15 protein-coding genes are annotated in these 16315 nt (G+C 52.8%); 5 read left to right on the top strand and 10 right to left on the bottom strand.

What is annotated here, in order from left to right:
- Both ACR0MS_RS09985 and ACR0MS_RS09980 read left to right on the top strand, forming a co-directional pair.
- The coding region (locus tag ACR0MS_RS09985) for an integrase core domain-containing protein (protein WP_480578900.1) at positions 1–259 on the top strand (259 nt) is incomplete at its 5' end.
- Positions 260–280: 21 nt separating this feature from the next.
- On the top strand, positions 281–1576 hold the full coding sequence (locus ACR0MS_RS09980) for a relaxase family protein (protein WP_480576318.1): 1296 nt from the start codon (positions 281–283) through the stop codon (positions 1574–1576).
- A gap of 552 nt (positions 1577–2128) precedes the next feature.
- On the opposite strand, the gene ACR0MS_RS09975 is transcribed toward ACR0MS_RS09980, so the two are convergent.
- The 4 genes from ACR0MS_RS09975 to ACR0MS_RS09960 all read right to left on the bottom strand — a co-directional run bounded on the left by ACR0MS_RS09975 (position 2129) and on the right by ACR0MS_RS09960 (position 7229).
- The gene (locus ACR0MS_RS09975; RefSeq protein ID WP_480576315.1) at positions 2129–2548 is read right to left on the bottom strand and encodes a hypothetical protein; all 420 of its coding nucleotides are present in this window, start codon (positions 2546–2548) and stop codon (positions 2129–2131) included.
- A 482-nt stretch (positions 2549–3030) separates the two neighbouring features.
- Positions 3031–3387, bottom strand: coding sequence for a hypothetical protein (locus tag ACR0MS_RS09970; RefSeq protein ID WP_170707447.1), 357 nt, complete (start codon positions 3385–3387; stop codon positions 3031–3033).
- Between the two features lie 173 nt (positions 3388–3560).
- Positions 3561–5549, bottom strand: coding sequence for a DUF1214 domain-containing protein (locus ACR0MS_RS09965; protein ID WP_170494699.1), 1989 nt, complete (start codon positions 5547–5549; stop codon positions 3561–3563).
- A 168-nt stretch (positions 5550–5717) separates the two neighbouring features.
- Positions 5718–7229: a DUF1214 domain-containing protein gene (locus tag ACR0MS_RS09960; RefSeq protein ID WP_480576310.1), complete on the bottom strand. Its 1512-nt coding sequence runs from the start codon at positions 7227–7229 to the stop codon at positions 5718–5720.
- A gap of 92 nt (positions 7230–7321) precedes the next feature.
- On the opposite strand from ACR0MS_RS09960, the gene ACR0MS_RS09955 reads away from it, so the two are divergent.
- Entirely contained in the window at positions 7322–8344 is a 1023-nt protein-coding gene (locus tag ACR0MS_RS09955; protein WP_480576307.1) for an AraC family transcriptional regulator, read from the top strand.
- 160 nt (positions 8345–8504) lie between these two features.
- On the opposite strand, the gene ACR0MS_RS09950 is transcribed toward ACR0MS_RS09955, so the two are convergent.
- Genes ACR0MS_RS09950 through ACR0MS_RS09930 form a run of 5 tightly spaced genes read right to left on the bottom strand, consistent with a single transcriptional unit; the run spans position 8505 to position 13298 of the window.
- Positions 8505–9263: an SDR family NAD(P)-dependent oxidoreductase gene (locus ACR0MS_RS09950; protein ID WP_170463241.1), complete on the bottom strand. Its 759-nt coding sequence runs from the start codon at positions 9261–9263 to the stop codon at positions 8505–8507.
- An 18-nt stretch (positions 9264–9281) separates the two neighbouring features.
- The gene (locus ACR0MS_RS09945) at positions 9282–10103 is read right to left on the bottom strand and encodes an ABC transporter permease (RefSeq protein WP_171176822.1); all 822 of its coding nucleotides are present in this window, start codon (positions 10101–10103) and stop codon (positions 9282–9284) included.
- A gap of 7 nt (positions 10104–10110) precedes the next feature.
- Entirely contained in the window at positions 10111–10962 is an 852-nt protein-coding gene (locus tag ACR0MS_RS09940) for an ABC transporter permease (RefSeq protein ID WP_142638982.1), read from the bottom strand.
- A 37-nt stretch (positions 10963–10999) separates the two neighbouring features.
- Positions 11000–12163 (bottom strand): ABC transporter substrate-binding protein, encoded by a 1164-nt coding sequence (locus tag ACR0MS_RS09935; protein WP_480576304.1) that lies wholly within the window; start codon positions 12161–12163, stop codon positions 11000–11002.
- A 34-nt stretch (positions 12164–12197) separates the two neighbouring features.
- Positions 12198–13298: an ABC transporter ATP-binding protein gene (locus ACR0MS_RS09930; RefSeq protein WP_480576300.1), complete on the bottom strand. Its 1101-nt coding sequence runs from the start codon at positions 13296–13298 to the stop codon at positions 12198–12200.
- Between the two features lie 165 nt (positions 13299–13463).
- On the opposite strand from ACR0MS_RS09930, the gene ACR0MS_RS09925 reads away from it, so the two are divergent.
- Complete coding sequence (locus ACR0MS_RS09925; protein ID WP_170463244.1) at positions 13464–14219, top strand: helix-turn-helix transcriptional regulator; 756 nt, start codon at positions 13464–13466, stop codon at positions 14217–14219.
- 236 nt (positions 14220–14455) lie between these two features.
- Positions 14456–14659 carry a hypothetical protein gene (locus tag ACR0MS_RS09920; RefSeq protein WP_170666102.1) on the top strand — a complete coding sequence of 68 codons (204 nt, stop codon included), beginning with the start codon at positions 14456–14458 and terminating at the stop codon, positions 14657–14659.
- Between the two features lie 353 nt (positions 14660–15012).
- On the opposite strand, the gene ACR0MS_RS09915 is transcribed toward ACR0MS_RS09920, so the two are convergent.
- The gene (locus ACR0MS_RS09915) at positions 15013–16311 is read right to left on the bottom strand and encodes a nucleotide disphospho-sugar-binding domain-containing protein (RefSeq protein ID WP_480430621.1); all 1299 of its coding nucleotides are present in this window, start codon (positions 16309–16311) and stop codon (positions 15013–15015) included.
- Between the last annotated feature and the right edge of the window lie 4 nt (positions 16312–16315).

Raw genomic sequence — 16315 nt, 5'->3', positions numbered from 1 at the left:
GATCGCCGCAGTTGGCGCCCAGACGGCTTACATTGAACCTGGGAGCCCGTGGGAGAACGGATACTGTGAAAGTTTCAATGGCAGGTTCAGGGATGAGCTACTCAACGGTGAAGTCTTCTACAGCCTACGCGAAGCTCAAATTCTGATCGAACAATGGAGGAGACACTACAACACAAAGCGGCCCCACAGTGCATTGGGCTATCGCCCGCCAGCACCTGAAACCATCATCCCAATGGATTACAGGCCGACGATGCACTAACAATCAATTTGGACCAGTCAGATGAGGCTGCTCACCTTCGAGGCACTGGCATTCGCTGGTATGGACAGTGAGCAATTCGACTTGCTCTGGGTCCGGCACAGCCACGAAGACCGAGTTGAGCTGCATTTCTGTACACCGCGTTTGGAGCTGACAACCGGTAAAAGCCTCAACATCGCGCCACCTGGCTATCGGACAGCCTATGACAGTCTGCGCGACTTAATGAACAAGACGCACGACTGGGCCGATCCGATGGATCTGGAACGCACACAGGAGGTTCAAGCCACCGTTGAGGCCCCAACTAGGGCACAGGGCCGCGAAGAACTCCACGAATGGATCTTAGACCAGATCAGCATCGGCACCATCACCGACCGCGCAAGCATGGTCGATGCTCTGACCGACGCAGGTTTCGATATCCCCCGCGTAAGCAAAAATTACATCACGGCCAAAGACCCCGACACAGGCGAACGCTGGCGATTGAAAGGAGAGATTTTCCATGACGACTGGCAAGCCGACCCGGCTGAGCGAGAAATTGAACGCGGACTTGGACAAGATCCGAAAAGAGCACGCCGCCTTGATGGATTCTCAATTGCAGAGCTTCAGGAGCGATATTCAAGCATGTGTAACACTCGCGCGGAATACAATCGAAGCCGATACCCGCACGTTTTTGGATTGGAGCGGGACGACCTGGCAGAGTCACATCGACAAGATCAAATTCCTGATTCAGATCTCACCTTGGGCGGTGATAACGGCCTGTATGGTGTTGATCGCAGCAACCTTAGGACTGACTTTTCTGTGGAGCTGGAAACTCTCAACGATAGCCGCCTCGACGCAGCTAGAGAGGTTGGGCATCCAGGCGGTACTTCACGAGGGAGCGACTTATTTGATCCTGCCGCCAGAAACATCAAGCATGCGCACCTGTTCGGTGGCGAGCCGATTGGTTTCTTGCATCAGAGTGGAGCCAAACTAGATGGACCAATCCCTGACAGCCTTGGAGCGAGATTTGCTCGCGTGCGTCGAGCAGTTGGTGACGGCTTGCGAGACCTCCGCCTCGGAATTGCGCAATTTGGAAGAACGCTCGACGACCGGGATCGAGGCCAGGCTAAATGGCTTAACGCAGTGCATCGAGCTGCTGATGAAATCACATCTCAAGTCCGTAGCTACATTGGCCGACTTGCTGACCGAAGAACAGAACTACACCACGCTGGAAGAGAACTTGCAGACGAGTTTGAAGCTAGCGAGAGCCGCCGAAACTCTGCTGCAAGAGAGCTGAATCATGGGCTGCTTGAACGAGACCAAGACTACGGCTTCCATCTTTGATCTGAAGGAATGACGATACCCACTCATCACGAACGCTTCACCATGAGCTTCCGCCAATCCTGCGCCTGCGGGATTGACTACAGAGAATTTGAAAGAGTCGACTCGCTACCGATAGGCATTCCACTAGTTGCAATTGCAGGGGTTTGGGGCGATTGCTACAACTTACGGTGTCTGTTTATGGACACTGACGGAAATCAGTATTTGCGGAATGTGTTCAGGACCAAAAACGGCTACTTGATACCAGAACTTGGGGTCGATGCGAAAATGATCAAAATAGGCCAAGTTGTTCTAGCCTAGCGCTCAACTGCGTATTCTCAGTGAATTCGTAGCGTGAGAACTTTTCGGTATTGCACTTCTTGCATTCGTCTAGAAAGTAGAGACTCCGGTTCCCCAAAGATCGTGGGAACGTATGAGCGTTAGTCCTTTTTCCAAATGCCTTTGACCCTGTGGCGTCGCAGAATCGACACCTCATGCGGTCACCAAGAAATCGAGGCTCGTCCTCCGGTCCCACTAGTTCCTGAACGATTTTATCATAGAGTTTCACTTGTAATCCTACTCAGGTGGGCCTGGGCGGTTTTTGCGCGTTTCTGGCGATCTAGGGCGCAGTGAGCGCCTGCTCCAACAGTCGTCTCCTGCACCGATCTCGAAAGCATCAGAAATGGCGGCAACTGGAATATCGCCCAGGTGAGCACTTTCGATCTCTGCCATAAATCTTTTTGTCGATTCTTCTAACTTCCAAAGGGCTCTGATTTCCCTCCCGGATTTGATGTTCTCTGCCACTACATCGGTGTTTATTCGCAGCCAAACAGATCGCCCCCATTGTCTCTTGAAAGGGAGAAACTCACCAATAGAACTTGTGAAGAACTCAGCTTCGTATTCTTGCAAATCAAAGCCTTTAGGGAAATCAAAGAGGCTAACCCCTCCTTCAGCCCGCACAAAAGGCGTGCCTCCATAACGCTCACTATCTGGCAACGGGGGATCTACAAAATGAAACCTGTATCTAGAATTTTCTCAAACCGAAGTACGGACGTGGTGTGCCACATACTTCCCTCAAGGTACTTTGAAATAAAGTCTGGTATTGTTACCATATTCTTTGAGTCTCAGCTTTCATATCAACCATGGATTGCGACAAAACGGGCCTCATTCAAACGGTCTTTCGCCATCGCTTAGGGTTATTACTCGAAATGGTGAAGAGTATCGGTTCTGACGCTCCCTGCAAGGTCCGCATTGGGCTGCGACCTGCCGATTTTCCCTACAGCATTTTTTGGCACGGTAAAGGCAACTTTGGGCTCTTTTTCCATTCGGCACCAATCGCAGAGAATGGCAGCTCCGAGCCCAAGGCGGTCTTTCGCATGTCGTTGGTGCGTTGCGTCGTGGGGAATGGCTGTGTTGAGGGCAAAACAAAATCAATCAGAATATCGCCTTGAGTAGAGCGAGTGGAACTGACAACTCACCTAATCGCACTCCCTGTCTGTTTCCTCCTTCAACTCCTTGCAAGCTTCGTCAACTTCCTCTTCCAAATCAGCGCGAGCGTCGTCGGCCTCGTCTTCTAACTCGTCGCGGACTTCGTCGGCCTCGTCCTCCAACTCCTCGCGCACATCGTCGTCTATTTCATCCTTCAACTCGTCGCGCACGTCACCGTCGACCCTATCGCCGTCGATACGGTCACCTCGGCTGTCCACGCGCTCTTGTGCTCTATCTGCACCTCTATCACCGACATCGCGTGCTTCGGCATCTATTGGAATGGTTATGACCCCGGCAGTCATTAAGGTCGATGTGAGCAATGCAGTCGTCAATTTGCCTATTTTCATGTGTTTCCCTTTCTAATGTTCCCATGCTCGGCGCTGTTTTCGCTGAGCTTTCAAATGATGCTTTCGATTGCCACAATTGAATCCCCATAAACTGATCTATTGGGCGCTCCAACGATGAGGAGCGCCCCTCGGCAGCTTTCGCGATCAACGCCGGGGAAAGACAAGTCTTGGTGTCACTCCACGAGCTCCAAGTCACCGGGCCGCCAGCTTTTGTCGAACCACGGTGCAAGTGGGCCGTACAGACGCATCATGACATTGAAGCTTCGTCCGGGGACCGTTTGCGCCCAGTTGTTTTCCCAACCTTCAGGCGCTTCCGGTCCGAAATAGATGCTGAAGCTACCATCATCGTTCGGCTTGATTCCGGGCCTGTTGGAGTCGATCCCTCCGGCTTGTTGGTCCGTTTCCAAGATCGAACGAGTCTGCCCACTATAGAGCATAAACGACGCAAAGTTTTTGGCAGGAACTGGTGCGGGAAGCGTTACCTTGTAGGTCTTTGAACCATCGAGGTACTCCCCATCTTTGTCGCGGGCCGTCATCGCGTACACCGACCCGGTGCCAACCGGCGGGGCGGTCATGGCAGGTGTGATACCGGTAGCCATGTAGAAGAAGTACGTCCGGTCGTCGAGAATACGCGCGCCATCCTCTAGGAACAAATAGCTTTGACGCTGGAACGGCGAATTCCATTGACGATCTTCATAGAAATACACGCCCGGATCGCGTGAGGCGTAAGTGATGGCACGCGCAGTTGCGTTTGCGATGGCGGCTGCTTCTTTGAAGATGCCCTTCATTCTGGCATCCGGTTCGAACGGTTCGCCTTTCTTGATGCCAATGGACGCAAACGTCCCAACGATCTCTGGGTCGAAAGCGCCAACAGGGTTGTTGTCCAGCGCCACATGAATTTCCTCGAAGAAATCTTCGTTGTTGGCATGGACTGTGTTGTGCTGAACGCCGGAGATATTGATGAAGTTCTCTGGTGGCGGATTGTCGGCTGCGCTGAGCGGATAGATATTCAACCCCGCCTTGATCTCTGCAACTGGTCCTGTTGTGTCACCATCTGCTCCGGGGGAACGACGCAGCAGCAACCAGTGTTCATTTGTTCTTGTACGAAGTTCAAAATATCCTTCTGGCACGGCAGTTTCATCGTCGTGATGCATCAACAGGTATTTCCCGCCTTCGCCTTTGTCTGCTCCAAGCGCGCCAATATCGGCGACGTAGTCGAACCCGGCATCGTCCAACAGGCCCAACATGCCTGCGGGCACCTCGATGACCATGGGGCCTTCGGAGATATCAACGTTGGAACCCACATAAATGGTCGTCGTATTGGGTGTCAGCCAGATTGATCTGGCATCCAGAAGATTTTCTGCAATGACAACATCATTGGGTTGTGCGCCTACATCTTCATAGCCTTGGAACATTCCACGCAGAGACGCGATTTTCATGCCATCAAGAAAAGCAGTCGTTGCGCGCATCAAGTCCAAGTTGTCGAAGACTTTCTCAACCGTATCTGGTGACGGCATGCCATCGAAAAACTCAAGTGTGCCAAGTGTCTCTGTTTCCACTCTGTCCGGTGTCAAAACGTTTTCCGGTACTATTGCCGCGAACTCTCTGTCTGATTGGGGAGGCAATGCGACTTGTTCGTTTGTACCCTCGTTCTGTTGAATCATGTCTTCGTTCAGCAAAACGAACTCCACGCGCCGGTTCAGCGCGCGTCCTTCCTCAGACAAGTTCGAAGCGACAGGCGCGATTGGACCTGCTCCCATGGCGACCAGACGTTCCGCTGCGACGTTGTAGGGTTCGCCCATCAGTGCATTGCGTACGGCCGCCGCACGGCGCTCAGCGAGGTCAATGTTGTAAGCAAAGTCACCCACCGAGTCGGTATGGCCCACAATCGCCAGTCGCATTTCAGGCAGCGTCGCCATCGCGCTGGCAACTTTGAACAAAACTTCGGGAGATGTGCCGGTCAACGCATCGCTGTCAGTTTCGAAAAAACCGCCACTCATTGAGACGCGACCATCTTCGCGCAGAGCGGACACAACCGCTTCATCTGTCAGTTCACCGACCGCTCGTGCTCTTTCTTGGCCAAATTGTTGCGCCTGAAGCGGTCCCGTAGTGACAGCGAGTGCAATCGCAATCGCTGTCATACAAGTCTTAATGTGTCTCATTTTGAATCTCCCATGTTTCATTGCCTTTATGCGCTTTTCGCGACTTGGCACTTTGGTGTTTGTTTTGGAGAGACGGCGTCCCGAGGCATACACCGCCTCTCCAATTGCTGACCAATTGGTTGGTGCCAATACCGGTCAGTGTCCAAATTTGATTGCCAAAAAGTTCAGCTACTCGAGCTTCTTGAGATCTCCGAGCATCCAGCCGCTTTCCAGCCAGCCCTCTTCAGGGCCGTAGAGGCGGAACAGGAGGAAGTAGGGCTCGGTGGTTGGGATCCAGTTGCTTTCCATGCCCTCTGGCGCTTCAGGCCCGAAGTAGATGTCGTAAGAACCATCTTCGTTTGCTTGCATCGTGTCGGTGTCGCGCTCTGAAAGTCCCACAGGATCGACGTTGCGGATAAAACTCTTGGTCTCCATCGAATAGACAATGACCGACCAGAAGTCCTCGGCGGGCGTGTCTGCCGGGACGTTCAGCTTGTAAGTCTGATTGTGGTCGTACATCTCGCCATCGCTGTCGCGCAGGCCAGTCAGGTAGAAGGTTCCACCGCCAAGTTGCTTCGGCAGATAGGTGATCCAGAAGTAGCTGCCGCCCGCACGGGCATCGACAAGCACCTCGGTGTCAGTCTCATATGGAAACCCGAGCTCGGCCTGACCCTCGGCGAAATCCCAGATCAGCCACTGACTTTTCATATCTCCGTTTTCGTCCACCCAAAGCGGCAACATCGCTTTGCCCGGCGTCACAAAATAGTGCTGCATAGATGCATAAGCCAGCAGCAAACCTTCCTCCATTGCCTTTACCTGAAGTTCGGTTGGCTCAAACGGCTTCCCCTTCTCAATCCCAAGATCCTTTAGAAAGTTCACCATGACTTTGTCTTGTGGACGGATCGGGTTGTTCTGAACGTAATCGTTTAGGTCCTGAAAGAAGGTTTCATTGTAGTAAGGCAAAGAGTCGTAGGGCACCTCTGAAGCTTCGTGATAGGTGTTCGGCGGAGGGTTGTCGGCTTCCGACAGGTAATAGACTTTTATGGTCTGTGCGTATTCTGCCGCGTCCGCATCGGTCGCGCCGTTGGTCAGCTTTGGCCGGAATGAAAACCCGTATTCGTAAGTATCTGTCTCGAAGGGAAAGTATCCGGCGTCGGTCAGGTCCTCGATCGACATTTCGCCATCATAGTCTGGCGGCAGCATAAGATACTTGCCGCCAGCGCCCTCATCGAAACCATCTGGACCAACATCGGCGATCGGCACGTCCCATGCGTTTACAATCGTACCGAAGTAGTTGACCTTGTCCGTTGCTGCCGGAACCTCGATCACCAAAGGCCCGGGTTCAGACGTCATCGAGGCCCATGCGTAAGCTGTCACATCATTGGCCGTCAGAAACCCGTGTTTGGAGTCGAATGGTTTATTAAGGTACACAATGTCGTTGTAGTCTCCGCCCAGATCGCGGCGAATACCTTTCAGGAAATCAATCATGCCAGCGGCGGGCATTCCCCAGATCGCGGTTTGCGTCGCGCGCTGAACCATTATTTTGTATTCGATGTCTTCGACCTGTGCCGAGCGCGCGAGAATGTCGCCTGTGTCGTTAAATTCCTGCGCTTCGACCTGAGCAGCGACGCTGCCTATGCAAACGGCCGCAACTAAACACTTGGTCGATAAGTTTGTGAACAATGTGCTCATCTGGTTCATTCGTGAATGCTCCCTTTAGGTTTTTGGGAGACTTGCATATCCGAATCGCGAATGCGTATCATTTCACGACAGGCGCGTTTCCGGAGAACTCAATGGCACTACCACCGATGATTTCAGCGAAAGCACTCGGCGCGATGCCGCAGTTTGTCTACGAGGTCGCCGGTGAAAAACGATTAGAGAAGGCCATGGAGGCCGCTGACCTTCCGCATCACTTTATCGAAGAACGGTCGGGTTACATTTCCGAGCATTCGCTGGCGACATTCGTCGAGCAGGCGGCTCGATCGGCGGGCCATCAAAACATTGGCTTGCTCTGGTCGCCTTACCTAACAGTCGCAGACTATGGGCTTTGGGGAGAGTACGTTCTGTCCGCGCCTACGTTGGGCAACGCGCTACGTCGCGCAACATCGGTAATGCCTTTCCACTCATCAGTTGATCGCGCGTGGCTTGAAGCTTCTGGTAGACGTTCGCGCTACTGCTACAAATTCGGAATGCCGGAACACCCCGCTTACGCCGATATAGCATTTTCCGCGATCGGCGTATTCCTGAGTATTTTTTGCGAGTACCTAGGGAGGGGATGGACGCCTACGGCAGTTCTCTTGGATTTCGCAAAAGTACCTAACTCGGTCGAAGTCGAGGACACATACGGGTGTCCCGTAGTTTGGAACGCACCAAGGTTAGGTGTGGAGTTCGAAAGCTCATTGCTTTTGGTCGAGAACAAAAGGCAAAATCGTGTTCGCGGTTTTGTGACGGTTGACGATGTTGCGAGGGAACGCCTCGGTGGACCACCTGAAACAATAGCTGGTCAGGTTGCCGCAATAGCCCGACAGCAACTCCACCACAAAGAAATCTCGGTTGACGCGACAGCTCGCGCACTCGGGCTTGGTGTTCGCACTCTTCAAAGGAAACTCGAAGAAGAAGGCGCGCAATTCCGTCGCATAGTAACCGATGTTCGCATAAGCCGGGCGAAAGAGTTACTTTCATCGCAGTCTGGCACCATTGCCGATATTGCTACTGCGCTGGGATACGAGACCGCCAACAACTTCAGTCGTGCATTTAAGACCGCCACTGGCGTCTCGCCATCTGAGCACCGGGTACTTGGTCGCGATAGGTTCTAAAGCGTCTGGAAATGCTTTAGCACCACTGACGGCTTTGTCCGCACAGCAGACGCTCACGAGTAATTTGCAAATGACCGCATCGAGCCCAAAGCGGACTGAAATGTGCTCACCAAAAATGAAGTGCGGCGATAGACATTCTCTTGAGCGGTCTAACCCATCACTAAATGCATTCACCGCCATCGATAACCAAGGCTTGCCCCGTCATAAAAGCGGATTCATCTGAAGCTAAATAGACGATCCCATGGCCAATCTCTTCAACTGTCGCCCACCGACTCATAGGGATCGCCTGCTCGATGTAGCTTTCCAGTTTGGCACGGCCACCCATCTGCTTTTCGAAGCCTGCATTGAAGGGGGTGTCTACAAATCCTGGACAAAGGGCATTGAAACGGATTGCATGGACAGCGTAGTCGGCTGCCATCTGCCGGACCATCGCAACAGCTGCGTGCTTTGTAGTCGCATAGGCGATCATGCCCCGGTCGTATTGAACCCCAGAATTGGAGGCCGTGACGATCACGCTGCCTCCACCTTGTGATTTCATATGGGGGACGGCTGCGCGCGCGGCAATGAAGTGAGCGCGGACATTCAATGCCCAAGAAGCATCCATTCCATCTGGTTCCACTTCTTCCAGCGTTCCTTCGATCTGCAACCCAGCATGAGAGTGCAACACGTCAAGCCGACCGAAGTTTTTTACTGCTTCGTCTATGGCTTTGGTAAGGGCATCGTCATCGGTCACATCAAGCTGTATGGCAGATGCTTGATTCCCCTGCGCAACGATCGCGGCCACAGTGGCTTCAGCAAGTGTTGCATCGCGATCCGTTACCACAACATGCGCACCCTCTTGTGCCATTGCCATTGAACCCGCCCGACCAATTCCTGATCCCGCGCCCGTCACGAGCGCGACTTTACCTGCAAGCCGCATTTCACTTGGCTCCTTTATTTAACTATTCGATTTTGAGGCGCCTCGGCGCAAAAGCAGTTGCGCTGCAACGAGCAACAAGAGCGACGCGCCCATAACCATAGTGCCGATGGCATTGATCTCGGGCGTTACGCCGCGCCGGATGGATGAGAATATGTAGATAGGCAGGGTTGTTTCTGAGCCAGCTACGAAGAACGCTATGATGAAATCATCAAATGAGAAAGTGAAGCTGAGCAGGAAGCCCGCCAAAATTGCCGGTGCTATCAACGGCAGGGTCACCTGCCGAAAGGTGCCCCAGGGCGTCGCAAAGAGGTCAGCCGATGCTTCCATGAGGGCACGGTCCATACCCGATAGCCTTGCACGTACGATGATTATGACCAGCGCCATTGTGAACATGGTGTGTGCGGCGACAAGCGTGGGCATCCCCATGGAAAGTTGCGGGGGATTTGCTCCATCGGGCCATAGGCTCGCAAGAAGCGGGTTTAGCCAGCCAAATACGGTGACCAGGGCAATGAGTGTCGCGATACCGATGACGATACCTGGTATCATTATCGCAATATAAATCATCGCATCGAATAAAGTTCGGAGCCATCCCTTAACCCCTTGTAAAGCGATGGCCGCCATGGTTCCGAGTGTGGATGCGAGGCAAGCAGTTATGAATGCCGCAAGCAGACTGGTCTCGAGCGCGTCCATAACAAATGGGTTGTTGAGCGCTTTGCCATACCATCGGGTCGAGAACCCCATGAACTGGCTTGCGTGTCGTCCGGCATTAAAGCTGAAAAGCGCGATGATGCCGATTGGAATATAGAGAAAAAGGTAGACGCAAATCGCGTATAAGCGCATCGGACCCTCACATCAGCGAGACATCTTCGCGCTGGCCACCCAGGCGCGAGATGAATTTCATGTAAATTGAGACAGTGACAAGCATTACGACAACCAGCGTCATTGCGACCGCCGATCCGTACGCCCAGTTTCGAGACTGCAGGAACAGGTCCACCAGCGCATTTCCGACGAAAAACACTTTTCCGCCACCTAAGATCGCTGGGATCAGAAACTCGCCCATGAGCAGGATGAAGACCAGCATGCAGCCAGTTGCGATACCCGGTACTGACAAAGGAAGTGTCACCTGACGGAACGTACGCCATGGGGTAGAGCCGAGATCAGCTGAGGCTTCCAGAAGGCGTTTATCCAGTTTGTCCAAGCTTACAAAAATTGGGAAAACCATCAAAGGTAGATACCCATAGACAATTCCCACAAGCACAGCGAATGGCGTATTTATCAGGCGGACATCGTCGATGCCGATCGACTCCAGTAGAGCGGGCAAGCCACGCCCCCCAAGGATGAAAATCCATGCGTATGATCGGATCAGGATCGATGTCCAGAACGGCACGATCACCAGGATCAACAGCGAAGTTCTCCACTTTGGTGAACAACGCACCGCAAGAAAGTAGGCGAGCGGGTAGGCAATTACCAACGCAGCGATAGTCCCCAGAGGTGCAAGGATCAAGGTGTTCTTAAACGCCGTCCATCGCGCAGGAAGGTTGGCATATTGTTCCAAAGTGAACGCTGGAACATAGCCTCCGGCGGCACCCCGTTCGCCAAAGGAAAAGACGAAGACGACCAGTAGTGGAAGGGCAAGCATTACCAAAAGCCATATTCCTGCCGGTGCCAGCAACAGTGCTTTTCTGCCTCGTTCGGTCATATTGTCCTCGTCTTTTCCGATATTGCGGCCTTGCCGCTTAGGCCGACTTGAAGCGGGCGAGCAACTCGGCACGGTTTGGATCGGTTAGCGTAGCCGCCGCGCCAAACTCGAGCGCATTCAGAAGGTCAGCTGCCGGATAAAGGATCGGATCTTCCAGCAATTCCTTCGGCAGCAACGCATTGGTGCGAGCATCAGCCGATGGATAGCCATGAGCGAGGACTTCCTTCGCATTAACTTCCGGGTTCAGCAGGAAGTCGATCAAGGCATAAGCGGCATCCATATGGGGTGCGCCCTTAGGAATAGCGTAGTAGTCGGACCAGAGTTCACCGCCCTCGGCTCCCAGAACGTAGGCGATTTCAGGCATGTCGACATTCATCTGCTTGCCGTCACCTGTCCAGCACATCGTCATCCACGCGTCACCGTTACGCATCGGTGGCTGATAATCCGACGAGATTGCAAACAGATGCGGTTTAGCATCCAGCAACAATTTCTCGGCATCCGCCAGTTCCTTCTCATCGACCGAGTTGAAGGAGTAGCCGAAGTATTTCAGGGCATTACCGATGGTGGTGAGTTGGTAATCATGCACCATTGTCCGACCTGAGTAACCTTCCATAGTAAGGTCCCAGAACTCTTTCCAAGTGGTTGGAGTCGGAGCGCCGTCAAGCTTACTAGTATTCACTGCAAAGCCGGTCGTGCCCCAGTTTTTCGGCACCGCGTAAAGCTGGCCATCGACAGAGCCGGCATCTGAAAAGCGCTGTTCGAATGAACCTGCGTCGTAGTTTGGCAGTTTGGACGTATCGAGCGGGATGATCAGATCTTCACCCACATACGTAGTGATCGTGTAGTTGGTTGGAACGAAAACGTCCCAGCCAGACCCTCCAGCCTGTAGTTTTGCCAACATCTCTTCGTTCGAGCCAAAAACATTTACCTGAACATGGGCGCCAGTGGCTTCCGTGAAGGCTTCGAAGCTCATCTCGTCATGGTAGTTCGGCCATGTGGCGAGGATCACTCGGTCGCCAATGTCCCCGGCAGCAAATGCCGGGCGTGGACGCAACCCAGGAATGGCCGTGCCCAGAACGGCCGTTGCCATCCCAAGACCTGTCACGCCTAAGAAATGTCGCCGTGTAACCGAACCCTTTTGGTACCGGCGAAGCTCTTCCATGAACTTTTGCTTGGAAATAGTCCCATTATCCTTAGTCATTGTGAACCTCTCTGTTGTTGGATTGCGGGATTTGTTATTTTTCCAGGATCAGCAGTGCGCCTTCGCCCCATGAAACAAAGGCCTGCTCTCCTGCATTGAACGTCCCCTCGCTCAATTCCGCTTGCCTTGGCACAAGTACGTGGAAATCACCCAGTGCTTCGTTGCGCGCAAGGTATTCTGTGTGCTCCCCAAGGAAGATCCGATTTTGAATGGTAACTGGCAGAGCGATTTCAGCTGTGGGTAGCGCGCGGGTCAGCGTGATCTGTTCAGGACGGATACTAACGCACACTTCCTGCCCTGCATCTATTGGAATCTCCGGAGTTCCGTGCACCTTTTGGCCACTCGCTAAACGCACAGTGATTTGGTCGGCTACTGCGTCAGTTACAGTTGCATCAAAGAAATTTGAGGTGCCTACAAATCCAGCCACGTAGCGGCTGCGGGGCATGTCATAGAGTTCGCGTGGGCTGCCAACCTGCACAATACTGCCGCCTTCCATCACACAAATTCGGTCGGACATTGAAAGCGCTTCTTCTTGGTCGTGCGTGACGAGGACAAAAGTTATTCCCAGTTGTCGTTGCAGGTTCTGCAGTTCAAACTGCATTTCTTTTCGAAGCTTTCGATCCAGAGCAGCCATTGGTTCATCAAGCAGCAAAAGCTTGGGCTCGTTTACAATCGCACGCGCCAAAGCGACGCGTTGCTGCTGACCACCAGACATCTCCCAGATGCGACGTGGGCCAAACCCACCAAGACGGACAGTTTCCAGCGCTTGCTCAACCTTTGTCGCGATTGTTTGTTTGTCTACGCGTGATCGTCGTTGGCGCAGGCCGTACGCGATGTTGTCGAACACGCTTAGGTGAGGAAAAAGAGCGTAGTGCTGAAACACCATGTTGACTGGGCGATGGTGCGCATCCAAGTCGTTGACGACTTCGCCATCGAGCAACACCTGACCTTCGGTTGGTTTCTCGAAACCCGCCAGCATCCTAAGTGCAGTGGTTTTGCCGCAACCAGATGGGCCTAAGAACGACAGGAACTCTCCTTTCCCAATGGAAAGATTCAGGTCTTTGGCGGCGACCACATTCCCGAAGGTCTTGGTCACTCCTCTGAGTTCCGCAATCGTCTGCATGGTGACGCTCATGTCAAAGCTCATATACTGCTGTTTTCCTTTTGCTTGATTTTTTGGCATTTGCTGGCATACCACTCAAACAAGGAAAAAGTAACAATAACTCGGATTAACTGTATATACCACAATTAGGGTATAGAGGTGCTTTTCGAAAATCTGGAGCGGCGTGTGTACGATTGGATGGAAGAGGCCGGCAGGGTCGTAGAGAAGATCGGAACCCCAGAATTTCCATGTGCTTTGGCAGATGGCTTACGGCAGGTCGCACCATTTGATTTTACGGTGGTGTTTGGCCATGTCGGAACCGAAGCACCAATAGACCTTCACGACGATTTTCCCAAAAGCAAACGGCGTATTTTTGTTGAGGATTACCAAGCAGGGCCCTACGTACTTGATCCATTTTTTTTGGCCGCGACAAAACCGATAACACCGGGTCTGTACCGCATGCGCGATATCGCACCGGACAGGTTCTATCAGGGCGAATACTATCGCAGCTATTACAAAAGGACTGGGTTAGCAGAGGAGATTGGCTACTTTATCGATATCCCAAGCACTGGGATGGTTGTGGTCTCGCTCATGCGATCAGCGAAGCCTTTTTCAGCCAAGGAAATTCGTCATTTGCACGCTCTATGGCCGCTCGTTCGGGCAGCCTGTTGCAAACATTGGAGTGACTTTCCAACGATGGCCCGCGGCGCCGCAGCGAATGGCGTTAGTCGTCGCGTTGATCTAGCATTCCAGGCATTTGGCGATGGCGTTCTGACGCCACGAGAACGAGAAGTCGTTGAGTTCACATTGAAGGGCCATTCGGCAGAAGCTGTTGGCACAATTCTCGGCATCTCTCCAGGCACAGTCCGCATCCACAGACGCAACATTTACGCGAAACTTAGGATCAACTCGCAGGGTGAGCTTTTTTCAAAGTTCATTGAAAAGGCTCTTTAAAAGGTTCCTTGAACACCCACTTTATCCGTTTTGCCGACCTTGCTACCTTGTGACCCGGAAAGCACCAAACATTTGGACGGCACTGTCTGATAGCCAAGGAACCCAAAGTGAGAGGATTGGGACGCCCGGGACCCGTGTCGGGCTAAATTAATACCCGAAAACGCTTTCGGGCCATTGTCTATCTAACCGGATCAGCCGTTTTAAAAATGGCGTCAAGATTCGAAAGGCAAAATTTCATGGACGCACCAGTTATCCAGTTGATTTTTATGTTCATCTTGCTGGTTGTCGTGATCTGGCTTTATATCCTGCCGATCACGATGGCGGGACGGCGCAACCGATCTAGTTTTATCTGGTTCCTGATCGGTTTGGTTGGATCACCCCTTTTGGCTATCCTTTTGCTGCTGGCTCTGGGTGACGCACCCGAGCAACCAACAACCTAATTTTGCGGACGATACCGTCTGACACCCAAAAGGGCTTAACCGGAGGGTATCTAGACGCTCGTGAGCCATAAAGGACTGCTCAGCATGCAATGAGGGTGCCAATTGTGACCCTATACTTCCGAAAGTGAAGACTACTAGTCCTTCTCACTCTCCACAACCGTGTACTGTAAACCCAAGGATGGCCGATTTGTTTGGAGAACCATAGACCGCTTTGCCCGTATTGCTGCCGCTCGCTACATTTCAGCGAGCGTCTGTCTCGAGCCCAAACCGACACTTTAGGTTCAGTGATTTAGAGGTCATTGCGATGCACCCTTCCATCCTTCATGACAAAACGGATGACCGACGGGAATAACCTAGATTCGGTTAGGATTTACACAATCCAGAATTTTCTGAGCAGCTAACTGAACCGACTTTCTCAACTGCATGATCTCTGAGTTCGCAGCCAGCCGGGCCTTCATCTCCGCGTCCCCAAGGAGTTGGTTAATCGAATTATCCAACTGCTCCGGTGTCCAATCCCATCGATTTACCCTGAGTCCGACACTGGTCTCAACTGCCCGCTGGGCGTTATCGTGTCCGTCCCAGCAATAGGGAAGGATCAGCGACGGGACCCCGAAATACAGCGCTTCGCAAAAGCTGTTGTTGCCGCCGTGGTGAATAAACAGATCGCATTGTTCAACCACGGAAGGCTGCGGGAACCATTCCTGCAGATGAACATTGTCTGGGACTCTGGAATAGGCGTCGATTTGGGCCCCGACATTGACCAGAAACCTCATGTCCATTGTCTTGAATACGTCGAACAGGCTCTCAAAGAATGGGACATCCATGGCACCCAGACTGCCAAAACTCACGTACACCAGAGGCCCGTCGTTACGGGGCATTTGAGGTACACGGTAAGGACCTTCCTGGCGAACGCAGCCTTCGAGAAAGGTGAATTGTCCAGAGTCCAGTACCTGATCACGATCATGGCGAATGATAGATGGCGCTAAAAGAAGGTTTTGATGCGGTGATGTTTCTAGGAACTCACCTTCAGGCAATAGCTCAAGCCCCTTATCCAGGCGAAATTTGTTGTAGCGAGCATGAATTGGGCCAAGGGTCTCCAGGTACTGGTCTCGGAATGCCGCACACCCGGCGGCGTCAGATGCCGGCAGACCGGACAGGTACGGCGGTAGGCAGTTGTCTGGCAACTCGGTTTCCGCGCAAGAAATAACCCTGACCCATGGGCGCTCGGATCGTACGATGGCCGGGAACATGATGACGTTGTCGAGGACGACGACATCTGGGTTGGTCCGCTCTAGCGCCGTTTCCAACCCCTGTTCGACCGATTCCGCTGTCTCGACGATTGCGTTCCAAACGGGCTCTACATAGGTGATCAGTTGGTCAGTTGGATGCATGTTAAAATGCGGCAGATGATGGCTCAGGAATTCCTGCCAGTAGGTCTGGGTTTCCTCTTCTGTCAACTCTGATTGAACAGGGACGGCGAACTCGTCAAAACCGTAATCTGCGAATACGCCACCAAAGCCACCGTGGGTCAGGAAAACGGGGTGTGCACCCATTGCGCGAAGTTCCTGAGCGATCCCCACACAATTCAGTGCAGCCCCAAAACTAGCTTCGGGGAAAAACGCGATTACGGGTGCTTCCTTGCGGTTCATCATTCAC

The sequence above is a fragment of the Ruegeria sp. CJ2 genome (genome assembly GCF_056536745.1).
This window is presented reverse-complemented; position numbering and strand designations above follow the sequence as displayed.